This window comes from Actinoplanes sp. NPDC023801, from assembly GCF_040639655.1.
Taxonomy (GTDB): domain Bacteria; phylum Actinomycetota; class Actinomycetes; order Mycobacteriales; family Micromonosporaceae; genus Actinoplanes.
Genome location: NZ_JBFAAI010000012.1, coordinates 150,584 through 170,239, shown reverse-complemented (window position 1 = coordinate 170,239; position 19,656 = coordinate 150,584). Strand labels below are relative to the sequence as shown.

General features: G+C 72.4%; 14 protein-coding genes. 9 read left to right on the top strand and 5 right to left on the bottom strand.

Annotated features, from left to right (window positions below):
• The first annotated feature begins 77 nt into the window (after nucleotides 1-77).
• Nucleotides 78-956, top strand: coding sequence for an alpha/beta hydrolase (locus tag AB0G04_RS22460; protein ID WP_360985821.1), 879 nt, complete (start codon nucleotides 78-80; stop codon nucleotides 954-956).
• 74 nt (nucleotides 957-1,030) lie between these two features.
• Entirely contained in the window at nucleotides 1,031-2,290 is a 1,260-nt protein-coding gene (locus AB0G04_RS22455) for a hypothetical protein (RefSeq protein ID WP_360985818.1), read from the top strand.
• A 131-nt stretch (nucleotides 2,291-2,421) separates the two neighbouring features.
• Here AB0G04_RS22455 and AB0G04_RS22450 read toward each other — a convergent pair whose 3' ends face one another.
• Both AB0G04_RS22450 and AB0G04_RS22445 read right to left on the bottom strand, forming a co-directional pair.
• Entirely contained in the window at nucleotides 2,422-3,654 is a 1,233-nt protein-coding gene (locus tag AB0G04_RS22450) for an MFS transporter (RefSeq protein ID WP_360985815.1), read from the bottom strand.
• Between the two features lie 135 nt (nucleotides 3,655-3,789).
• Nucleotides 3,790-5,004 carry an MFS transporter gene (locus AB0G04_RS22445; RefSeq protein WP_360985812.1) on the bottom strand — a complete coding sequence of 405 codons (1,215 nt, stop codon included), beginning with the start codon at nucleotides 5,002-5,004 and terminating at the stop codon, nucleotides 3,790-3,792.
• Between the two features lie 74 nt (nucleotides 5,005-5,078).
• Here AB0G04_RS22445 and AB0G04_RS22440 point away from each other — a divergent pair, with 74 nt between their 5' ends.
• From AB0G04_RS22440 to AB0G04_RS22415, 6 genes are all read left to right on the top strand, one after another.
• A complete protein-coding gene (locus tag AB0G04_RS22440; protein ID WP_360985810.1) occupies nucleotides 5,079-6,080 on the top strand; it encodes a LacI family DNA-binding transcriptional regulator in 1,002 nt (333 codons plus the stop codon).
• Nucleotides 6,081-6,123: 43 nt separating this feature from the next.
• Nucleotides 6,124-6,651 (top strand): hypothetical protein, encoded by a 528-nt coding sequence (locus tag AB0G04_RS22435; RefSeq protein WP_360985807.1) that lies wholly within the window; start codon nucleotides 6,124-6,126, stop codon nucleotides 6,649-6,651.
• A 154-nt stretch (nucleotides 6,652-6,805) separates the two neighbouring features.
• The gene (locus AB0G04_RS22430) at nucleotides 6,806-9,532 is read left to right on the top strand and encodes a LuxR family transcriptional regulator (RefSeq protein WP_360985804.1); all 2,727 of its coding nucleotides are present in this window, start codon (nucleotides 6,806-6,808) and stop codon (nucleotides 9,530-9,532) included.
• A 160-nt stretch (nucleotides 9,533-9,692) separates the two neighbouring features.
• The gene (locus AB0G04_RS22425; RefSeq protein ID WP_360985801.1) at nucleotides 9,693-9,929 is read left to right on the top strand and encodes a hypothetical protein; all 237 of its coding nucleotides are present in this window, start codon (nucleotides 9,693-9,695) and stop codon (nucleotides 9,927-9,929) included.
• A gap of 421 nt (nucleotides 9,930-10,350) precedes the next feature.
• A complete protein-coding gene (locus tag AB0G04_RS22420; RefSeq protein ID WP_360985798.1) occupies nucleotides 10,351-11,052 on the top strand; it encodes an RNA polymerase sigma factor in 702 nt (233 codons plus the stop codon).
• Nucleotides 11,049-11,996 carry a CU044_5270 family protein gene (locus AB0G04_RS22415; protein ID WP_360985795.1) on the top strand — a complete coding sequence of 316 codons (948 nt, stop codon included), beginning with the start codon at nucleotides 11,049-11,051 and terminating at the stop codon, nucleotides 11,994-11,996. Before AB0G04_RS22420 ends, AB0G04_RS22415 begins: the two co-directional genes overlap by 4 nt.
• A gap of 115 nt (nucleotides 11,997-12,111) precedes the next feature.
• On the opposite strand, the gene AB0G04_RS22410 is transcribed toward AB0G04_RS22415, so the two are convergent.
• Nucleotides 12,112-13,731: a beta-1,3-glucanase family protein gene (locus AB0G04_RS22410; protein WP_360985792.1), complete on the bottom strand. Its 1,620-nt coding sequence runs from the start codon at nucleotides 13,729-13,731 to the stop codon at nucleotides 12,112-12,114.
• A 152-nt stretch (nucleotides 13,732-13,883) separates the two neighbouring features.
• Nucleotides 13,884-15,050: a dipeptidase gene (locus AB0G04_RS22405; RefSeq protein ID WP_360985789.1), complete on the bottom strand. Its 1,167-nt coding sequence runs from the start codon at nucleotides 15,048-15,050 to the stop codon at nucleotides 13,884-13,886.
• 170 nt (nucleotides 15,051-15,220) lie between these two features.
• On the opposite strand from AB0G04_RS22405, the gene AB0G04_RS22400 reads away from it, so the two are divergent.
• A complete protein-coding gene (locus tag AB0G04_RS22400; protein WP_360985786.1) occupies nucleotides 15,221-16,267 on the top strand; it encodes a glycosyl hydrolase in 1,047 nt (348 codons plus the stop codon).
• A 159-nt stretch (nucleotides 16,268-16,426) separates the two neighbouring features.
• On the opposite strand, the gene AB0G04_RS22395 is transcribed toward AB0G04_RS22400, so the two are convergent.
• Nucleotides 16,427-19,429: a hypothetical protein gene (locus AB0G04_RS22395; protein ID WP_360985783.1), complete on the bottom strand. Its 3,003-nt coding sequence runs from the start codon at nucleotides 19,427-19,429 to the stop codon at nucleotides 16,427-16,429.
• Between the last annotated feature and the right edge of the window lie 227 nt (nucleotides 19,430-19,656).

The window sequence follows — 19,656 nt, the reverse complement described above, 5'->3', positions numbered from 1 at the left end:
TCGCCGATGCGCGGGGGCCCGGATGCCCCCAAAACTGACGCTCGTCGATCCGATCCCCCACGGTAAGGAGAGTCGACGTGACATCTGTCCCCAAGCGGGCACTCCGCTGGCTGGCCGTCGCGGCCACTGCGGTCACCCTCGTCACCAGCGCCGGTGTGACCAGCGCGCAGGCCGCGGACAACCCCTACGAGCGGGGCCCCGCGCCCACGCTGTCCGCCCTGCAGGCCTCCCGCGGTCCGTACGCGGTCAGCCAGACCTCGGTCTCCAGTCTCAGCGTCACCGGCTTCGGCGGCGGGGAGATCTACTACCCGACCACCACCAGCGACGGCACCTTCGGTGCGATCGCCATCTCACCCGGATTCACCGCCTACTGGTCGAGCATCTCGTGGCTCGGGCCGCGGCTGGCCTCGCACGGTTTCGTGGTCATCGGCATCGAGACCAACACCACCGGAGACCAGCCGGCGTCCCGCGGCCGGCAACTGCTCGCCGCGCTGGACTACCTCACCCAGCGCAGTTCGGTGCGCGGCCGGGTCGACGCCACCCGGCTCGCGGTCGGCGGGCACTCGATGGGCGGCGGCGGAAGCCTCGAAGCCGCCAGCGACCGGCCGTCCCTCCAGGCCGCGGTGCCGCTGGCCCCGTGGAACACGGACAAGTCCTGGAGTGAACTGCGGGTGCCGACCCTGATCATCGGTGGGGAGAACGACAGCATCGCCTCCGTCACCTCGCACTCCATCCCCTTCTACAACAGCATCCCGGCGTCGGCGGAGAAGGCGTACCTCGAGCTCAACAACGCCAGCCACTTCTTCCCGCAGAGCACCAACACGCCGACCGCCGTCCAGTCCGTCGCCTGGCTGAAGCGGTTCGTCGACAACGACACCCGCTACGACCAGTTCATCTGCCCCGGACCGAGCAGCACGTCGATCTCCGACTACCGCAGCACCTGCCCCATCGCCTGAGGCGTCACCCCGTTCGCCCGGCGCATCCGTCCAGGGATGGATGCGCCGGGCCGCGGCCCGTATTCTTCGTGCTCGTGCCCAACCCCCTGGCGGCCCTGCACGGCCTGGCCCGCAACCCGGCGCTCCCGGTCACCCTCCTGCTGCGGCTCGCCGCCGACGACCGGATCACCCCATGGGACCTGACCGCCCGGCGCACCTGGACCGACGAGGCCTTCGACGCCCTTGCCGCACACCCCGACCCCGAGGTACGCGAAGCGCTCGCCCGCAGCCCCGGAGCCACCGGCGGCCAGCGCGCCCGGCTCGCCGGCGACCTCAGCATCCGGGTCCTGCAGGCGCTCCTCGAAGGCCCGCCCGCCCGCTGGTCCGACCCGCTGCCCGGCTGGGTCCACCACCGTCTCGCCGGACACCCCGAGCCCCTGGTCCGTGACCTGCTCACCTACCTGCCCGGCACACCCCGCGACGTGGTCGCCACGCTCGCCCGCGACCCCCACCCCGGCATCGCCGACGCGGCCCGCGCCCTGCTCGACCGCAAACCCTACGAACCCACCTCCCTCGGCACCGGGCAGGCAGTCCTGTTCGCCGCCAGCGACTCCGAGTGGAACCGGGAACGCGCCGCCGCCGATCCGGCCCTGCCCGCCGCATGGGTCACCACGCTCGCCGCCGACCCGTCACCCCGCGTCCGGCTCGCCGTCTCGCAGCGCCCCGAACTCACCGAGGAACAGCGCGCCGCCATCGACTACCCCGCCTGTCAGGACACCCCGTTGCTCGACTGGGTGCTCGCCGCCGGACCCGCCGAACTGCGCCGATGCGCCCGCTCCGCCCACCCCGGCCTGCGGCGCAGCGCGGCCTGCCATCCCGGCCTGCCATCCGACCTGGTCGGCGCGCTCGCCGCCGACAGCGACCCGGCGGTGCGGGCGCTGCTCTGCGCGTACCGGGCCGACGTCCCCGGCGACCTGGTGCTGCACACCTACCTCGACTGCCTCCCGGGCTCCGCCGATGTCACCGGTTCCTCCGGGTTCGCGGGCCTCTCCAGCGACGATCTGGTCCGGCATCCGGCCTTTCCGCGTACGGGACTCGCACGCCTGTCGTCCAGCCCGGACGAACGCGCGCGGGCCCTCGTGCCCCTCGACCCCGCCGCGCCGGCCGCCCTGATCGAGCAGCTCAGCCACGACCCGTCCGCCGTGGTCCGGGCGGCGGCCGCATCCGATCCCCGGATCCCGTCGGCCCGGCTGCTTGAACTTCTCGAAGACCCGGCGACGACCGCGGCGGCCGCCGCCAACCCGAGCCTCCCGCTTCCGGTCATCGAACGCCTGATGGCCGCCGCCGAACCCTGAACCCACCCTTCACCGGCCATGCTCCCCGGGGCAGCCGACGCCGGCGCCCGACCTGCCCTCCTGCTCGTCCCGCGTGGTGATGTGCGGCCTGCGTGGACCGCGGATCGGCACGTTCGCGGCCGCTCCGCGTCTCAGGCCGGGACGTGTTCGGGCAGCGTGCGGGCGGGCTCGACGGCGCGGTCGAGGCGGAAACTGATCAGAGCAAGGCCCAGACCGGCGACCGAAAGTGCCACGCCCAGCCAGGCGGAGGCCAAGTAACCCCAGCCCGCGGCGATGACCACGCCACCGAGTGCCGCCCCGATGCTGTTGGCGATGTTGAGCGACGACTGGTTGACGGCCGCGCCCATCAGCTGCGCGCCGGGGGCGACCGCGATCAGCCGGGACTGCAGAGCCGGGACGATGAACAGGCTGGCCGCACCCACCAGGAACGCGCCGACGACGAGCCCGGCCGGGTTTCCGGCGGCAACCGCGAAGAACGCCGTCGTGACGATCAGTCCGAGGAAGCCGAACAGTACGCTGCGCCGCAGGTCGCGGTCGGCGGCGACACCACCGAGGCCGATGCCGACGGTCATGCCGAGGCCCATCGCCGCGAGCACCCAGGGGACGGTCGGCTCGGACAGGCCGGTCACATGCGTGGTGATCGGCGCGATGTAGCTGTTCACGGCGAAGAACCCGCTGGTGCCGACGGCGACGGCCAAGGCCACGAGCCAGACCTGCGGGGAGCGGAAGGCGCGCAGTTCGGCACGTGGCGATCCGCCGGGAGCGGCGGACATGGCCGGTACGGTCGTGAGCACCGCCACCAGACTGAACGCGAAGACGGCGGCCACGGCCAGGTAGGCGGCCCGCCATCCGTGCGCCTGCCCGAGCACCGTGATCAGCGGAACACCGATCAGGTTCGCCGCGGTGAGCCCGCCGATCACGATCGACACGCCCCGCCCCTGGCTGCCCGGCCCGAGGAGCGCGGCGGCGAGCAGTCCGGCCGCTCCGAAGTAGGCGCCGTGTGCCAGGGCCGCGACGAACCGGGCGGCGAGCACCAGCTCGAAGGTCGGTGCGAGCGCGGACGCCGTGGTACCGGCGACGAACACCGCGAGCAGCCCGAGGACGAGCCGCCGTCGCGGTACCCGGGTGGTCAGCACCGCGATCGTCGGCGCCCCGGCGACGACACCGAGCGCGTAGATCGTGATCATCCAGCCGGCCCGGGCGAGTGCGTCCGGTACCGATGCCGCATAGGCCCCGGGCAGCAGGTTGCGGGCGATGTCCGGCAGCAGCCCCATGGCGACGAACTCGGTGAGCCCGAGTCCGAAGCCGCCCAGCGACAGGGCGATCAGTGCCGCCCACCGGCGACCCGCGGTCAGTGAATCCACCGGGGCACTCTAGAACGTTCTAGTCGACCCGTGAATGGAACGTTCTAGTAATCACACGGGCTCAGCCGGCCGTACCCGCACGCCTTTCGCCCTTCCGATTGCCTGTCCTGCCACGGACGGCGGGGTGGCTCTGCGTCAGGGATGGGCCGGGACCGCGGAGCGCGCCGGTGTGCGGAAGCTGAGCACGGCCAGGAGCAGGCCGCCGGTGGCCAGGACGGCGCCGATCCACACCGAGGACAGATAGCCCCAGCCGGCGGCGATCGCGGCGCCGCCCAGGGCCGCGCCGAGGCTGTTGGCCACGTTGGCGGCGGACTGGTTGACTGCGGCGCCCATCAGCTGGGTTCCGGGGGCCGCCTCGATCAGATGGCTCTGCAGCGCGGGCCCGATGAACGCGCTGGTCGCGCCGACCAGGAACGCGCCCGGGAACAGGGCGGCCGCGTGTCCGGCTCCGAGACCGAACAGGATCACCGCGGCGACCACGGCGGCGAACCCGTAGAGGACGGTGCGGCGTACGTCGCGGTCGGCGGCGGCGCCTCCGACCGCGATGCCGACGGTCATGCCGAGGCCCATCAATGCCATCACCCACGGTACGGCGGTCGCGGACAGCCCGGTGACGTGCGTGGTCAGCGGCGCGATGTAGCTGTTGACGGCGAAGAACCCGGCGGTGCCGACGGCGACCAGGGCGGCGGCCAGCCAGACGCGCGGGGAGCGGAAGGCGCGCAACTCGGCGCGTGGTGAACCGCCGGGAGCGGCCGCCACGGCGGGAACGGTGCTCAGGACGGCGATCAGGCTCAGCGCGAATACCGCGGCGACCAGCAGATATGCCGTACGCCATCCGTGGCTCTGCCCGATTCCGGTGACGAGCGGGACGCCGAGGAGGTTGGACGCGGTCAGCCCGCCGAGCACGATGGCGAAGCCCTTGCCCTGATTGCCGGGCCCGAGGATGCGACCGGCGAGGATGGCCGCGGCGCCGAAGTACGCGCCGTGGGCCAGGGCGCCGGTGAAGCGTCCGGCCAGCACGAGTTCGAAGGTCGGCGCGGCGATCGACGCGAGGGTTCCGGCGAGGAACAGCCCGAGCAGTCCGAGCACGAGCTGTTTGCGCGGGAGCCGTGCGGTCAGCGCCGCGATCGTGGGCGCTCCGACGACGACCCCCAGGGCGTAGCTGGTGATCATCCAGCCGGCTTTGGCGACGGCGTCCGGTGCGGAGGCCGCGTACTCGGCGGGCAGCAGGTCGCGGGCCATCTCGGGCAGCAGGCCCATGGCGGAGAACTCGGTCAGGCCGAGCCCGAAGCCGCCGAGCGAGAGCGCGAGCAGGGCGGCCCAGCGGCGGCGCGGGGTGAGGGTGTCCACTGCCGGAATCCTAGAACGTTCTAGTTGCCGTGCCGATAGAACGTTCTAGTTGTCACACCCCGTACCATCGCGGGATGCGGTCAGGGGAGCGGCGGATCACACTCGCCGACGTGGCGGCCGAGGCCGGGGTGTCGGTGGCGCTGGCGTCGATCGTGATGCGGGGCGCGCCGGGCGCCGGTGCCGTCACCCGCGAGCGGGTCACGAAGGTGGCGGAGGAGCTCGGCTACCGGCCGGACAGCCGCGCCCGGCTGTTGCGCAGCGGACGCAGCCGCCTGCTCGGGGTGGTCTTCGACGTGCGGCACCCGTTCCACCACGATCTGCTCACCGGGCTGTACGACGCGGCGGGCGCGGCCGGCTACCAGCTCACCCTCAGCGCGGTGACACCGCGGCGCGGCGAGCGGACGGCCATCGGTGACCTGCTCCAGGACCGGTGCGAGGCGATCGTCCTGTTCGGCGGTCAGATGCGCACCTCGGAACTGGCGTCCATCGCGGCCCGGCTACCGGTGGTGGCGATGATGCGCAGTGCCCGGCGCCGCGACATCGACGTGGTGCACAACGACGACGCCCTCGGCTCCCACCAGGCCGTCGACCATCTCGTGTCGCTCGGGCACCGCCGGATCACGCACGTCGACGGTGGCACCCTGCACGGGTCGGCCGAGCGCCGCACCGGTTACCAGGAGGCGATGCGCCGTCACGGCCTGGCCGACCACGTCCGGGTGGTACCGGGCGGGCCGGGTGAGGAGGACGGTGCCCGGGCCGCGGAGAAGCTGCTGGCCGACCCGCCGACCGCGGTGACCGTCTTCAACGACCTGAGCGCGACCGGCCTGCTCGACGTGCTGCGCCGCAACGGGCTCACCGTGCCCGGGGACATCAGCGTGGTGGGCTACGACGACACCAGCCTGAGCCGGCTTGCCCACATCGATCTGACCACGATCGCCCAGGACATCGACGCCCTGGCGGCCGGTGCCATCGACCGCGCCGTCGAGCGCATCGAAGGCGTCCCGGCCGGGCCGCGGGCGGTGGTCATCCCGCCGAGGCTGGTGGTCCGCAGCACCACGGGACCCACGCTCCGATGACCCGGTGACGGAACCGGCTCCGGGCCGCGGCAGTCCAAGGGCCATGACCTTCAAGACCGGATCCGGTACGGCCCGGTTCGTCCTGCTGGCCGCCGCCTGCGTGCTGCTCGCTCTCGTCGCGTCCTGTTCCGGGCCGGCCGGGTCCGGCGCGACGACGCAGCCGGCCGCCGCCGAAGTGGGAGCCGGGGCGTCCACCGTCCCTGAGGGGCGGGCGAGCCACAAGACCGTCCCCGTGCCCGAGGGGCGGGAGGGCTGGAAGACCATCGAGAACCGGGGTGTCCACGTCGACGTCCCCGCCGACTGGGAACGGACCGACATGAGCGGCTGCGAGTTCGACTTCGCGCAGTGGGCGCCCGGCCCCTCGTCCTGCCGGTTGACCACGGGTCTCGCCTTCTACGGCGCCGCCACCTTCGACCCGTTCCGGGGTCCCGAGATCCAGCAGACCGCTGGCGCCGCCTGGTCCGGCTATGTGTACGCCGGCAGCTTCGCCGTCTACGTCATGGGCACCGACCGTAACCTCGTGCAGGAGGTCCTCGACTCGGTGCGCCCGCGAGCGAGCAAAGGGCCGTGACCGGGCGGAGCGGCGAGCGGCTTGATCACTGTCGGAGGCGCCGCCCGGGTCATCGCTACCAGATGAGCGAGATGTGACGTACCCGAGAACTTATTGATGGGTGTGCGCCTCACTTCCTAGGCTGACCTCCGGAGATCCAGGGGGGTGAGGCCGCGTGCCCGCTCTGCTCGGCCGCGAGGCACTGCTCGCCACCATCGACGCCCGGCTCGCCGCCGGCGGTGGGGTGGCCCTGCAGGGACCGCCCGGCATCGGCCGGAGCGCGCTGCTCGACACCGTCGCCGACCAGGCCGCGGCGCGGGGAGAACTGGTGCTGCGCCTCCGTCCGGCCCGCGGCGAACGCGTTCTGGCGTACGCCGGGATCGCCGATCTTCTCCGTCAGTTCCCGGCCGAGGCGATCGCCGCCCTGGCGCCCGCGCCCCGGCACTCGCTCGCCGCGCTGCGCCAGGGCCGCCCGTCCCGCACCGGGGTGCCGGCCCTGGCCCGGCGCCTGGTCCTGCCGGAACTGCTGGCCCACTGCGCGCGTACCGGCCCGGTGCTGCTCGTCCTCGACGACGTCCAGTGGCTCGACCCGGAATCGTCCGAACTGATCGCTTTCGCGATGCGCCGCCGCCCCGGCCCGCGGGTCCGGATGCTCGCCGCCGAACGTCGTCCCGGCCCGGCCCGCGCGGCCCGCCTCTGCCCGGCCCCCGCCATCGAACTGGCCGTGCCGCCACTGTCCCCGGACGATCTGACCGCCCTGCTGGAGAGCCGCGGCCTGCCGTGCCGGACGGCCAGTCAGCTGCACCGGGCCAGCGGCGGCAACCCGTTCCTGGCACTGGCCCTCGGCGGTGCCGTCGTCAGCGGGCCGGCCTGGCGCCCGGCGCCGCTGCCCGGAGCGGTCCGCGACATGGCCCGCGAACGGCTCGGCCTGCTCCCCGCCGAGGTGCAGGCCACTCTGCTCACCGCGGCCCTGGCGACCGAGCCGACACTCACCCTGATGCTGCGGGCCGGGCGTGACGACGCGGCCAACGAGCTGCGCCTCGCCGATGCGGCCGGGGTCATCGAGATGTCCGGTGAGCGAATCCGGTTCACACCGCCACTGCTCGCCCAGGTTCTCGCGGAGGAGACTCCGGCCGCCGACCGGAGCCGGGTGCACGCCGATCTTGCCGCCGCGGCGTACGACCCGGTGGAAGCCCTGCGCCAGCAGGCACTGCGGACCGCGCGCCCGGACCCGCAGGTAGCCGCCGACCTGGCCGCCGCGGCCGGCCGATGCGCGCAGCGCGGCGCCGAACGCACCGCCGCCGAGCTGTACCTGCTGGCCGCCGACCGCTGCCCGCCGGAGCGGTCCGCCGACCGGCTCGACTGGCTGGTCACCGCCGCCCGGACCGCGATAACCGGGGGAGCGCCCGCCCTGGCCGGGAGAGCCGCCGAGGGCGTCCTCGCCGCCGACGCCCCACCCGGGCACCGCGTCCGGGCCCGCCTCGTGCTGATCGACCTGGCCGGCCAGGCACTCGCCGAGATGGGTGAGACCTTCGCGGCCGCGCTCGCCGAGGCCGGCGACGACCCCGCCCTCGCAGCCCCGATCCGGCTGCGGCTGACCTGGGCCGGCTTCCTCACCGGCGATCTGGAGGCGGCCGCCGCCGAGGCGGGACGGGCCCGGGACGCGGCCCGGCTCGCCGGCGATCCGACCACCGAGGCGATGGCCCTCACCATCCTCGCCCAGATCCAGCGGGTACAGGGTGAAGCCGGGTGGCGGGGCACGCTCGAGGCGGCCCGTGCGCTGCCCGCGGAGCCCGCCCCCGACTGGCTGCACTACGGGCCGCACTACATGGCCGCCCGGATGGCGCTCTTCGACGACCGGCTCGACGAGGCGCGTGCCGAGCTGCTCAGCCTGCTCGCGGTCGCCGAACACGACCGGATCGGCGAGGCCCGGGTCGAGGTGCTGCGCAGCCTCTCCGAGGTGTCCACCAGGGCGGGCCGGTGCCAGGAGGCCCTGCGGTACGCCCACCGCGCGGTCCGGGCGGCCCAGGACGCGGGTCTGAGTCCCGGCCCGACCTGGTACACCGCCGCGGTCGCCGAACTGGCCGGCGGCAGCCTGGAGGCGGCGGCCGGATTCGCCCGCCGCGGAATCCGCTCGTCCCGCCAGGAAGGCGACGGCCTCTACCTGCGCCGCCTGCTGCACGCGCTCGGCCAGGCCCAGGTCCGCTCCGGCGACGCCCGCGCCGGGGTCGCCACCCTGCGGCAGTTGCGCGACCTGGAGGCCGAGGCGGGCAGCGCCGACCCGATGATCGTGCGCTGGCGGGCCGATCTGGCCGCCGCCCTGGCCGCGCTCGGCGAGCACGCCGAAGCCGCCGCCACCCTCACCCTCGCCCGGCAGGCGGCCGAACGACTCGGCACCACACCGGCGCTCACCGGTTACCTGGACCGGGCGGCCGCGATCGTCAGCTCCGAATCCGGTCTGCTGGACCTCGCCGCCGACCAGGCGACCGCCGCGGCCCGGCACTTCGAACTGCTGCGCCAGCCGGTCGAGCAGGCCCACGCCCTGCTGGTGGTGGCCGGTGCCGAACGCCGGCGGCGTCGCTACGCGGCCGCGCGGCAGGCGATCGCCGAGGCCTCCGCACTCTTTCGCGCGGCCGAGGCGTACCCGTGGCTGCGCGAGGCGGAACTCTCGCCCGCCCGCACCGAGGGCGCGGCCGACCAGGGGCTCACCTCGACCGAGCTGCGGATCGCCGGCATGGTCCGGGACGGCGCCAGCAACCGGGAGATCGCCAGCCGGCTCTACCTCAGCGTGAAGACCGTGGAGGCGACCCTCACGAGGGTCTACCGCAAGCTGGGCGTGCGCTCGCGTACCCAGTTGCTCTCGGCACTGCCCGCGGTGGGCGAGATCACCGGCTCGTCCTGACCTGCAGCGCAGCGACGCAGAGTGACGTGAGTTACCGGAATTCCGTGGCGGCGGTCACTTTTCTCGTCAGAGTTTTACCTGGTGGATTTGGGGATGAAGCCCGGCCGAGAGAGGGTTGAACCCGTCAGAGTTTCCGTCACTATCCGTCGAGGAGCTCGTCGTGAAGTTCATCCGTGACACCCGTACCGCCATCTCCCACCGCCTGGCCGAACGCCGTGCCCACCGTCGCCTGAGCGACGAACTCGCCGCCTTCCGCACCGCCGCGGAGCGCAGCGAGCTTGACCTCATGCTCGGCCGCCACAGCGCCGAGGAGACCCGCGAGATCCACGCCATCCTCAACCGTCAGGACGCCTCCCGCCGTTACCGGACGGCGCTGGACCCGGCCCGCCGCGGCTGACCCCGCTCGAGGGCCGCCCGGACCGTCCCCGGGTGGTCCCGCTTCGCCAAACCCCGGTGCGCGGTTCGCGCACCGGGGTTTCGGCGTCTTCCAGCCGTCCAGCCGCTGCGCCCCGTATCCAGCGCGGGCCCCTGCCCCCGGTGTGATCTTGCGCAACTGCGCAGCATGGCCCCGCCGCCCCGCACTCGACATCCCGGCGCCGAACTGCCGGCGGATCCGCGCCCCGGAACCCCAGCTGGCCTCACCGTTGTCTCAGCCGTCCGAAGACAGCGGTGCGGTCCAGCTTGGAGTCGGGGCTGGCTTGCATGGCTGTGTCAGCCGCTCCGAGACAGCGGTGAGAGCCAGCTGGGGGTGAGGGCGGCGGGGTGGGGCGGGTTGGGCGGTGGGGGGAACTCGGTGGGCGGAGCGGACAGTAACGGGCGTGACAGCAATCTTGCGGGCCCGGATCCGGGCCGGCGACACCGAAGCGTTCGCCGAGTTGTTCGACGAGCATGCACAGGCCGTGTACCGGCACGCCGCCTGGACGGATGGTGATCACGCGGGCGCCGACGACGTGGTCTCGCTGACGTTCCTCGAAGCGTGGCGGATCCGGGAGACTCTGCGGCCGGACGGCGACGGTCTGCGGCCCTGGCTGCTCGGCATCGCCACCAACGTGCTCCGCAACCGCCGGCGGGCGGCGCGCCGGCATCGGGCGGCGCTGACCCGGGTGCCGGCCGCCGGAACGGTGCCCGACTTCGCCGACGAGGTCGTCGGCCGCATGTACGACAGTGCCCAGCTGGCCGCCGCGGCTGCCGCGCTGCGGGCGTTGCGCCGGGCCGACCGTGAGGTCTTCCTGCTCTGCGTCTGGCAGGAGCTCGACTATGCCTCCGCCGCCGAGGCGCTCGGCGTGCCGATCGGGACGGTCCGGTCGCGGCTGTCCCGCGCCCGGGTCCGGTTGCGGGCACTCGCCGAGGCCAAGCTGAAGCCCGAGACGGAGCTGAAGCCCGAGGCGAAGCTGAACGACGACGCGGCGTTGAACCGCGAGGCAGAGCTGAAGCGCGAGGCGGGGTTGAAGGACGAGGCGGAGCTGAAGCAGGTGTCGAAGGGTCAGGGGCTCAATCCAGTGCGGGGAGACTATCGATGAACGACACCGAACTGCGGGCCGAACTCGCCGCGCTGCTGCCCAAGCCGGCCGGACCCCGGATGCCGCGTGACACTCTGCTGCGCCGTCGGGCGCGACTGCTGGCCGAGATCGATCGGGGGACCGGCTCACCCGTACGACGAAAAGGTCTGCTTCTGATCCTCGCCCCCGTGGCGGCCGTCGTCGTGACAGCCCTCGCCGCCACCGTGGTGGCCGCGCCGTGGGATCGTGGCTCCGCGCCGCCGATCGTCCAGGTGCTGCCCGGTGATCACGACGCGGCGGTGGAGTTCCTGAACGGGCTGGCGCTGTCGGGTGCCAGGTCCGCGCCGGAACGCGCCGAGGGCCGCTACCTGTACGTGCGCAGCCGCGTCGCGTTCGTCGCCTTCAGCGGCGGTGCGGACGGTGAACCGGTCGAGGCGAAGCTGCAGGAACCGCACGACCGGGAGATCTGGAAGCCCCTGTTCGTCGGCGGGAACGGCCTGGTCAGGGAGGACGGCGAGAGCATCGACACCGGTGCCGCGCGGCCCGTGGACCTGCAGCCGGAGCTGCCGGACGACCCGGAGGCGCTGCTCACGAAGATCTACGCCGAGTCGAAGGGGCAGGGCCACAGCTCGGACGGGCAGGCTTTCACCGTGATCGGCGACCTGCTGAGCGAGTCGCTGCTGTCGCCGGAACAGACCGCCGTGCTCTATCGGGCGGCGGCGAGGATCCCCGGGGTCGAGCTGGTGCCGGACGCGGTCGACGCGATCGGGCGGCACGGTGTCGCGGTGGCCCGGACCGAGCAGAGCCGGCGCCGGGAGTGGATCTTCGACCGGGCGACGGGCCAGTACCTCGGCGAGCGGTCCTACCTGGTTGAGGACACCGAATACGGCAGGACCGGGATGCTGCTCTCCACCACCGCGGAGACGACGAGGGCGGTGGTCGGCAGGATCGGGACCAGGCCTTGATCGTACGGGCGAACGAGCGCACCCGCCGGCGCCGCGAGCCAGGGTCGTGAGCCGCACGACGTAACGGGTGAGATTCGGGTGTTGCGTACCCGAACCTCACCCGAACGCTAGGAGGTCAGCCCCGGCGCCACTTCTGGTTGACGCCGCCCACGCAGGTCCACAGGTGCAGGACCGCGTTGTTGTTCGGGTTCACCTCGGCGATGTCGACACACTTGTTGGCCTGCGGGTTCACCAGATCACCCGCGGCGTTGAGGACGAACTGCTGTGCCGGGTTGCCGCTGCAGGTCGCGATCTGGACGGGTGTGCCGTCGGCGGTACCGCCCCAGGCGACGTCCATGCATTTGTTGTTCTGGGTGCGCAGCGTGCCGCCGACGAACTCCCAGCGCTGGTTGGTGCCGCCGGTGCAGTCCCACATGACCAGGCGCTGGCCGTCGTTGTAGTTCGCGTTCGGCACGTCGATGCACTTGTTGTTCCAGGTGCTGATGATCGCGTTACCGGTCGCGGGCGGCGGGTTGGTCGGCGGCGGGCTGCCGCCGGTGAACGGGGACAGGATGATCGCCGCCGAGCGCGGGTCGCCGCTGTGCACGAGCGACTCGAAGCCGCCGACGTCGTCGTACGCGAAGCCGTACGCCTTCCCGTCGGCCATGTTGTTGTGGATGATCCGCGAGTAGTGGTTGGGCGCGCTGTTGCGGTAGAACTGCCCGGCGTCGAGGACCGGCTCCTGCGTGGAGGTGCCGAGGGTGCCCCGGTTCAGGGCGGTGCACAGCGTCCGTTTGATCTCCGGCTCGATGAACGGCGGGGTGTTCGGCGCGTTGAACACGCCGTCGCAGCCCCAGACGTTGTTGCCGGTCGGCTTGCCCACCACGGCCACCTGGGCGCCGCTCGCGTCGGTGAAGACCATGTTGTTCCCGGACGTACGCCCGAAGAAGCGCCGGTTCGGCTCGTTGACCCGTGGCACGACCGTCAGGGTGCGGCTGGTGTACGAGTTCCATGCCGAGTTGATGTAAGCGTCGAGGTAGTTCGCGTTCATGAGTCCCGCACCGACCGCCTTGCCGGGCGCGAGCACCCGCAGCACGGTGCCGTCCGAGCGGGTCATGATCGAGCGGCTGAAGTCGCCGTTGGCCCGGATCTGGTCGATGACGTTCTGCCGGCCGTTCGCGACCGGGTCACCGGTGCGGACGGTGCGGCCGTCGGCGCCGGTGACGCTGACGCCGTGCGGGATCGCGAACATGTCGACCTGGGAGCTGTTGAGCCACAGCCCGGCGTCGTTGTAGGTGAACTCGGACCAGTCGAACAGGGTGTCCCGGTTGGGGTCGCCGCCGGCCCACGGTGCGGGCTGCACCAGGCCGTCCGGGGTCAGCCGGAAGTCGATCTTCTTTCCGAGCGAGAAGTAGATGCGGGCGGAGATGAACCGCGGGAACCGGACGGTCATGCTGCCGCCGTTGGCCGGGCCGGCGATGGAGACGTCCGGTGCCGGGGTGGGCGGGTTGCCTCCGGCCGGCCAGTTGAAGAACTGGCCGGCCGCGTTGACGTAGCCGAGCCGTCCGCCGGGGCGGATGTCCTGACCGAGGATGTACAGGTGGACGGCTTCGCCGCGGCCGGTGTTGTTGGTGATGGTGACCGGCAGCAGGTCCGGGCCGATCGCCGCGGCGGGGATCTGGGCGACCGTGACAGCGATGGGGACGGCCATGACGGCGGCCGCCAGGGCACGGAGTGCCGTGGATAGGACCTTCATCGGCGGGCTCCTCTGGGGGTGATGTGAGAGCGCTCTCACAGCGTTATGCCGCGCAATGTCCGTGTCAATATCTTCAGTTAACTTTCTTGAAATATCGCCGTTCATCTTTGCCTGGCGGTGCGCCGGGCCGGTTCCGTGATCGCTCACGCCGCTCATCGGGGCCAGAGCGGCTCCTCGGCGTACTCCTCCGCGTCGCGTAGTGCGCGCAGGATGTTCCGGTTGGCGAGCCGGTCCAGATCGGCCTGGGACCAGCCGCGCGTGTGCAACTCCTCGAACAGCCGCGGATAGCACGACACGTCGGCCAGCCCGTCCGGCACCTCCGGGGTGCCGTCGAAATCACCGCCGATCCCGACATGGTCGATGCCGGCCACCTCACGGGCATGCTCGACATGATCGGCGACCTGGGCGAGGGTCGCCGACGGCTTCGGGTGCGCGGCCAGCCACGGGGCGAACGCCGGCTCCGCCGCGAAATCGTGGAAGGGGACCACCGGCACGTGCGCCGGCTCCTCGCCGGGAAGCGGGCCACGCGGCCAGTCCGCCCCGTACGCGGGAAGCCCCAGCCTGGCCCACTCGGCGTCGGCCGCCCGCATCCAGTCGCGGACCGCCGGCGAGACGAAGAAGGAGACGAACGTCAACTGGATCACGCCGCCGTTCCCGGCCAGCCGGACCAGCACGTCGTCCGGCACGTTGCGGGGATGGTCCGTCACCGCCCGGGCGCCGGAGTGGCTGAAGATCACCGGCGCGACGGCCTCGTCCAGGGCGGCGTGCATCGTCGCGGCCGAGACGTGCGACAGGTCCACCAGTACGCCCAGGCGCTGCATCTCCCGTACGATCGCCCGCCCCTGCTCGGTCAGGCCACCGTGCACCGCATCCTGCGTCGCCGAATCCGCCCACCCGGTGTGGTGGTTGTGGGTGAGCGTCACGTAGCGCACGCCCAGCCGGGCCAGCGACCGCAGCACTCCCAGCGAACTGCCCAGGCAGTGGCCGCCCTCCACGCCGATCAGCGACGCGATCCGGCCCCCGGCCACCGCCCGCTCCACATCAGCCGAGGTGTACGCGATCGCCAGGTCCTCCGGGTAGGCGGCCACCAGCCGGTGCACCAGGTCGATTTGCTCCAGGGTGCTCGTCACCGCGGCCGTCTCCGGCAGGTCCGACGGCACGTACACCGACCAGAACTGGCCGCCCACCCCGCCGGTCCGCAACCGCGGCAGATCCGTGTGCAACGGTGGCCGCTCGTTCTCCAGCCCCGACACGGCCGAGCCGTACCACTCGCGCAGCCGCATCGGCAGGTCGTTGTGGCCGTCGATGATCACATCCATTCCCTTTGGCTACCGGGCGCCGCCCGCCGGTGCAAGCGGATCACCCTTTCCGGTGCCGGAACACCGCAACCGGGTGGCACCGGCACGGGCACTCGGCCCGCACCCGCCGCCCTGGAATCTCTTTCACATGCCCGGCCGACAACGAGCCGGACAACTGGGGGAGTTACTGAATGCGACTGGCCAAGCTGCCGAAGTTCCTGACAGCTCTGACCGCCGTCTTCGCGGGGACTACTGCCGTCATGGCGCCGACCACTGCCGCGACCGCGGCCCCGGCTGCCAAGACCTGCGTCACCGACAACAAGCTCGTCCCGTCCTGCGGCGTCCTCTGGGGCGGCGCGGCCGGCGGATTCACCAGCACACCGCGTGACCAGGCCCTCAAGACCTGGGAGAAGGCCAGCGGCCGCACCGCGACGCTGTTCCACCAGTACCACAAGGGCGACGAGGTCTTCCCGACCAAGGCCGAGATCGCCATGACCCAGGACCCCGCCAACCCGCGCGTCCTGCTGCAGAACTGGAAGATCGCGTACGGCTCCTCCTGGGCCAAGGTTGCCAAGGGTGAGCAGGACAAGCGCATCGACGCCTTCGCCAAGCGCGCCAAGGCGTACGACAAGAAGTTCTTCCTCGTCCTCAACCACGAGCCGGAGAACGACGTCGTCGCGAAGAAGGGCTCCGGCTGGGAGGCCAAGGACTTCGCCGCCATGTACCGCCACACCATCGAGCGCCTGCGCAAGCAGGGCGTGACCAACGTGGTCAACGTGATGGCCTACATGGGCAACGAGAAGTGGATGTCGCAGTCGTGGTGGGCCGACCTCTACCCCGGCGACAAGTACGTGGACTGGATCGGCCTGGACTCCTACGTCTCGGTCGAGAAGGGCTACTACCACTACGGCACCTTCGCCGACCTGCTCGACCGTAAGCCCAAGAAGGGCGGCCTCGGCTTCTACGACTGGGCCGCCACCAAGCACAAGAGCAAGCCGATCATGGTCGCCGAGTGGGGCGCCTACCACCGCGTGGGCAAGATCACCGACAAGTCGTTCGTCTACAACAGCGTCGTCAACGAGCTGAAGAAGCGCCCCGCCATCAAGGCGATCGTGCACTTCGACACCAAGAAGGACGACCAGGGCGACCGCGACATCAGCATCGACAGCACCAAGGCGAGCCTCGCCGCGTTCAAGAAGCTCGCCGCCAACCCGATCTTCCAGGTCAAGATCGGCTGACTGCACTCCCCCTGAAAGAGAGACGCCGTCCGGTCCCCCGCCGGGCGGCGTCTCTCTTTCTGTGGTACGCGGCCTTTGCCGCCTTTTGCGGTGCGTGGCCTTTGCGGTGCGTGGCCTTTTGCGGTACGTGGCCTTTTGCGGTGCGCGGCCGGCTGCGTCTCACCGCGTCAGCAGGTCGTGGAGCCGGCGGGCTTCGGTGATCAGCCGGGACGAGCCCCGCCGGTTCGCGACCTCGGTCAGGCCGGGAATCTCACCGCGCGCGCCGGCCGCGTGTGCCACCTCCGCCGCGAGCGCCAGCATGTCCGGAAGGCCGCGTGGCGCCACCGGCAGCAGATGCGGAAGAGCCGTGCCGAGCAACTCCCACACGTGTCCGGTGACGCCCGCCCGGTGCGCGTCGGCCAGCGCCGGGACCGATCGGGCCACCTTGACCAGATCACCCAGGCCACCGAGCCGCCCCAGCTCGATGCCGGCCGCCGCCGCGAACGACCGGCCTCCGGCCGCGCGCGTCCCGGTCATCACGGTGGCTGACCCGCTCTTCGCCGCGGCCGGCCCGGTTCCCGCGGTGGCTGGCCCGGTTCCCGCGGTGGCTGGCCCGGCTCCCGCAGTGGCTGGCCCGGTCCCCGCAGTGGCCGGTCCGCCTCGCGCCGGACGTTGTGCGTCTTCGGCGGCGAGGGCCAGGAAGAGGTCCACGGCCGCCGCCCGGTCCGCTTCGTGCCGGGCGGTCAGGCCGTACACCAGCGCCAGGACGGTCGCCGCCCCGGCCGGACCGGTGCAGTCGGCGAGCAGGGACAGGCGCGACCCGCTGCCCCGTTCGTCCGTGGCGCCGGCCTGCGCGAGCTCGGACAACAGCCACGCGGCCACCGCGTCGCGGTGATGCGGCAGCACCATCGCGAGACCGACGATGTCGCCGGACGGCTCCCGGGAGACCCGGAACGGCAGCGGATCCCTGGTGACGGTGACCAGCTGCGTCTCCAGTGACAGCACACCGCCCCGGGCCGGCCGGAGATCGGCCACCACCCGCTCGACGGGTGTCGCGGCAAGGTCCACCCTGGTCGGATGGTAGCCACCCGGTCGCTGTTCGACCCGTACGCTGACCGGGTCGGGAAGGCCACCCTCCGCCAGCCACCCGGCGAACAGCCGCCCCGCCGGTGACGTCAGCCGCCCGGCGGCCGTCACCACCGCGGGGTCCACCCGGCGCGGCACCCGCAGCAGAGCCTGCTCCAGATCCAGGCGCCACGGCTGCCACCCTTCGGTCTCCGCCCGCAACAGCCGGGCCAGCAGAACCTCGGCGTCCAGACTGCCGTTGAGGTGCGTCGGCGTTGCCATCAGCAGCGGCACCGGCCGGTCGGTGAACCGGATCGCCGCCTCGGCGATCCGCGCCGCGAGAACACCGTCCGGCGTCCTCGCCAGCGCCGAATCGGGACCACCGCGCTGCCCGGTGTCCTCAGCGGTCCGGACCGCCTCGACCATCCGGTCCCACGCGGGTCCCGGATCGTCCGGATCGGACAGCCGCCGGATCGCCACCCCCAGGAACACCGTGGGCCGCTGCGCGATCCAGATCAGATGCTCGAAGTGATGGGGGTACCGCTCGAGGAACGGTGTCAACAACTCGGCTAGCTCCCGCCGGTGCCCGGCCGCGTGCAGGCTCACCAGGCCGGCGAGCACCCGCTCCCAGCCCGCCGCCGTCTCGGTGACGAGCAGGGAGGCGACCTCACCGGCCAGTTCGGCGGGGCAGGCGATCGGTTCAGGCATCGCCGCGGCTGTGCCGGTGGCGTCGGAGGACGGGTTCCCGTAGGGCGTGAATCCATCGGTGGGGTCCCCGGCCGGGTCCTCGCGGCGCGCACCTTCGCCGGTGACTTCGGTGGGCGGCGTGCTGGCGAGGGCTTCGTCCGGTGTGGCTGCGCCGGGTGCGGGTTCGTCCGGGTCGGTGAAAAGGTCGGCGGCCCGTTCGGCGAGGTCGCCGGTGAGCTGGGCGGCCGCCTCCCTCAGCCGGGCGACGCCGGTCGGTGACAGGGCGCCGATGTGATTGGTGACCAGGCCGAGCGCCCGCTGCCGAATCTCGGAGTGGGGGTTGCCGAACGCGGCGGCAACCGTGTCCACGATCTCGCCGATCCGGTCCGGATGCCGGGCCGCGACCCGGGACAACCAGATCAACTGCGCTTTCACCAGGGACTTCTCCGGGCGTACGAGGACCGGCCCGCTCGCCTCGAGGAGAACGTCAAGTTCAAGGCCACCAGCCTCGTCGACCGCGCGCACGGCACGCTGGGCGAGACCCGCGACGGTGGACGGCCCGTCCGGCAGCATCCGGGCATAGTCGGTGACCCGGACGGCCAGCTCCCCGATCGTGGGCGCGAGCGCGTCGTGCAGCAGGACGAAGGCGCGCAGACCGGCCGGGCGGCCGCCGTGCCCCAGCCGGCTGACCGTCGCGTCGAGGACCGTGGCACGGTCGAACCGGCCCCGATCAAGCAGCACCGGAACGACCGCCGGGAACCACGGCTCGCGGTCCTCGTGCTCCACCCCGGGATCACGGAACGTGACCGCCGCGTCCGTGCCGAGGCCTTCGATCTCGAAGAACGCGGGCAGCAGCCGGTCGAGGAACCGATCCTCGCCGAGCCGGTCGGCCAGCGATGCCGCTCCCCGTCCGGGCCGCTCCGGGCTCATGAGGTGCCGGATCCACCCGCGGGCGAACGCCTCGGTGACCGGCGGGCCGGCATCCGCCTCGTGCAGCAGAGCGGCGGCGAGGCTCCAGTCCTCGGGGCGGGCGTTCCGGACGGGCAGCCGCCGCGCCAGGCGGGTGCCGACGTCGGCGAGCCAGGACGTCTCCCGGCTCCGGCCGACCTTACGTAGCTGCTCCAGCCAGGAGTGATGCGACGTCCGGGCCGACAGCCTCGCCAGCAGCGCGGCGGCCTGCGCGGCACCGCGGACGCAGGCGACGACGGCCAAGGCGTGACCGGGCGCCGGGTTCACCGGGGCGCGCCCGCCGGACGGCCCGGCCTCCCACCAGTGGGCCGTTGTCGCGGACCGGATGCCGGCCTCGATCCCGGCCGCGGCGGCGAACCGGTCCGTCCCGGTCACGCCCGTCAGCAGGACGGTGATGCCGTCGAGGTCGCCCGCCACGGCGAGCCGGTTCACGGTCGCCCAGGTGAGCGCATTCCCGTCCATGCGGCTGTCCCTTTCTTCCGTCCATCTCCTCCGGACGGCGCCGGCCCTCCAGCGGTGGCTCCGGTCGCTTCGTCTCTTCCGTGCGACGGTCAGGTCCGATTCCAGCCAGACCGCCTTACCCGATGCTCCGGATACTGCTTCCGTGCGGTTGACGTCGGCCGGGCCGGGTGGCACCGACGGCGTGACGGCCCACCGGCATCCCAGCGCCGAACGTAACAATCCGTAAC